This window comes from Sulfurovum sp. bin170, from assembly GCF_010892395.1.
Lineage (GTDB): Bacteria > Campylobacterota > Campylobacteria > Campylobacterales > Sulfurovaceae > UBA1140.
On sequence record NZ_JAACKB010000184.1, the window covers coordinates 1 to 3,659 of the forward strand.

Annotated in this window: 2 protein-coding genes; both read left to right on the forward strand. The window is 34.3% G+C overall.

Features of this window, described 5'->3' with window-relative positions; all coding sequences use genetic code 11:
- A partial coding sequence (locus GSY74_RS04370; protein WP_164663889.1) for an OmpA family protein occupies positions 1 to 1,818 on the forward strand: 1,818 nt, incomplete at its 5' end.
- Between the two features lie 18 nt (positions 1,819 to 1,836).
- A partial coding sequence (locus GSY74_RS04375; RefSeq protein ID WP_223157460.1) for a hypothetical protein occupies positions 1,837 to 3,659 on the forward strand: 1,823 nt, incomplete at its 3' end.

Here is a 3,659-nt window from a genome sequence, read left to right on the forward strand (position 1 = left end):
TATATTGACCCAGCTAAAATTTCGGAGCATAACAAATCTATGTTTGTAGATGATATTTTCGATAGCTTTAAAAAAGATGAACTTATTAATAAAAGTATTATATTTACTACGGATTTTGATAAAAAGAAGTTTATTAGAGTTGCTAACAACGCTATTGACCGAATGAAAGAGATAGAGGATGAGAAGTACAACAAGGTCAAGTTTGATATTGATTTCAAGATTGAAAGTTCTATCTATACCGAGTATGCTACAGCTACAGTTCTGATTCATCATCGACCATCTTTGCAACTAAAAAGAGCTGTTTTCTATATTAATGGTTCGGCTATGTATACCAACCGACTCTCTTCAGAAGATATAAGTCCTGTCTTGCGAAAAGAGACCTATAAAGTTGGATTGCCTACAGGTAAGAACAAGGTTCGTGTTGATTTCTCTTCGCTTGATGGCAAAAAGATTATCAAGAGTGCAATGGTTGAGAATATCTTTAAAGGAAAACCGACTTTTCATGTTGTTGCTATTGGTGTAAATCGTTTTCCCAATTGGTATGAAAATAAAATTCTAACAAATGCTGTGAATGATGCAAACTATGTTAAAGAGGTGCTTCAAAAGAGAAGTGATAAACTCTTTAGGGGTAGGGTAAATATTAGACCTTATACGCTAAATGCTGATAGCACGACAAAAGATAATATTACTAAGCTGATTGAAGAGGTTGGAAAAAATGTAAAACCAAATGATTACTTTTTGCTCTATGTCGCTTCTCATGGGATTATAAAAGGAACGGGAGAGGATAAGAAGTATTACTTTGCTCCATCTGATTTTAGTGTAGACTCAAAATATTGGGCTGTGAAAAATGGCTTTAAAGAGAATGAAATTTCTAAATATTTAATGAATATTCCCTCTATTTTTAGACTGGTTATATTGGACACCTGTCACTCGGGAAGAGAGGTAGATATTATAAAAAAGAAGTTAATAGGTTTGCCTTTTGCTAAGAAAAACGGTATCTCTGTTTTGACTGCAGCAAAAAGTACACAGTTGGCAAATGATAAATATAAGGGGCATGGACTCTTTACTTATGTTTTGGTGGAAGGACTAGATGGCAAAGCTGATTTTAATGGAAATGGAGTTGTTGACTCTATAGAGATTGCCCAATATGTTCAAGATAATGTAGGTCGTATCTCCAGAAGTGAAAACAAATATGCAATTCAAGATGCTATGGTGATTCCTGAACCGACACAGACATATACAAGAAGATTTGACTTAACACTCTTGAAGGGAGAGAGACCAAAAGAGTTTAGACCAAATATCTTTACTCCTAAAGAGTCACAACTCTATATTGATGCGATTAGGCAACAAGATACTGGAATGATGAATGGGGTGATTCGAAATAATATTAGACATAATAGCGATGAGAAAACAGAATCTGTAGATGCTAGTAAACTCTCTAAAGAGCAGTTAGCCAATAAGTTGGCTCTGCTAGGAAGTGTTGATGTAAATATTCATTTTGCTGTTAATAGTGACAAGTTGACGGCACAAGAGGTAGCTAAACTAGAGACTATAGCTGAAGCATTAAAAGATAATGCTTTAAAAGGTAAGAGAGTGTTTATAGAGGGGCATACAGATTGGGATGGGGATGAGTTCTCCAATATGGATTTGTCTCAAAGAAGAGCCAATAGTGTTACTAAGCTATTAGAGGATAAGTTTGAAATTGATGCAAAAAGATTAACCTCTTTAGGCTTTGGAGAGACCTATCCTGTTGCTAGTAATGATACAGAAGATGGAAAAGCAAAAAATCGTAGAGTTTCGATATTTGTTTATGAATAAAATTAAAAAGGAGAAGTGATGTTTTTAAAAACAGTGCGTTGGGTATTAGTTCTACTGATACTTTTTATTTTTGTGGCTTGTGGTAGTAGCAGTAGTGGTGACTATTTTATTACTCAAACAGGTACACTTAATGATTCAAAAGTTACAGGGGTGAGCTATCGTTGTGGCTCCAATAGTGGGTTAACAACAGCCGATGGAGAGTTTAGTTGTCGGAGTGATTCTGATAATATAGAGTTTACTATTGGTTCAGTTATTTTAGGTTCCATAAAAACAACAGAGTTGAAAGATTTTACCATCTATCCAGCTGATTTGGTTGGAGTGGATAGGAGTGATACCAATAGCTCTGAGGTTGTAAATATTTTGCAGATTTTGCAGTCATTGGATAGTGATAAGAATCCTAATAATGGTATTGTAATTACGGAAGCTATAAGAGAGACATTAGGCAAGATAGATACTATTCGTTTAGATATAAATAGTACAACCCAAGCTGATTTGAATGCAACATTAGCAGAAGTGGGGAGGGAGTTAATCAAAGTTGATTATGCTGTTGCTCACTATGAGGATACTTTGAGATATGAGATAGGTAGCAAGATTGATACCGTACCTCCTGCTCCTGCAATAACAACTCAAAAATCAACGAATAAAAATCTCACACCTATAACTATTTATGGTGAACGAGGAGCAAAAATTTTTGTGGATGGTTCTGACTCAACTATAAATATTGACAATAATCACACAGCTATTATCAATTTGGATACAACAGGTGATGATGGATATATGAGTTTTATTATTACACTTCAAGATAATCTGAATAAAATGGGTGATGAGTTGAATTTGACTATTTTAAAAGATACTGTACCTCCTTCAAAACCAACGGCTTCAACTTATCCTGAATATGTGAACTATAATAGTGTTAATGTAACTATATTAGGAGAAGAGAATGCTACACTATTGTTAGATGATAGGAGTGTTGGAACAATTCACAATGGAGAGTTGAGTATAGATTTAAATACAAGTGGTTCAGATGGTGCTAAAAATTTTGATATAGTACTTATGGATTTAGCAGGAAACAGAAGTGAACCATTAGTTATTACAATAACAAGAGATACTGTAGCTCCTGATAAACCAACTATAGTAACTTCATCTGCTTTAGTTAATGGTGAACTCCCTGCAACTATTATGGGAGAGGCTGATGCAAAAGTCTATATAGATGGTGTATCTTATGGAACAATTGATAGCGATGGCAAACTAAATACTAATATACCCAATCCAAGCCTATCTTATTATGAGACACTTTATATTAAACAGGTTGATTTAGCAGGAAATGAGAGTCCTACTCTCTCTTTTACTACAACTTTTAGCAGAATTGCCCTTAGTTCAACCGTAACATATTATATCCCTCAAAATATGACACTTATTAGAGGTGGTTCTTTTGATGGAGAGGGTATTATTATGGCTTATCAATCTGATGAGGTCGTAGCAGGTAGTGTTATCAAAGTAACGCTAAATGGAAATGAAACTCTCAAAGAGTGGCTAAATCGTATGGTTTCTAATATAAACGGATTATTAAATATCAATTCTATGACACAGATAACTCAACAACAGATAGCAGAGAATTTAGGTAGAACAGGAGTGATTACAGAATACAGTTTACAGACTAGAACAAATATTGGTACGGTTGATTTGATTAGCTTAATGCTAAATAGCATAATAGGTGGAACGCTATCTAACTTGCCTAGTTCAAGTTCATCTGCCATAACCTCAAACTATTTTAATGTTATATTTAGCCTAGTAAAAGAGTCTTCTGGTGAAACCTATCTAACAATATCTATTGTTCCAAA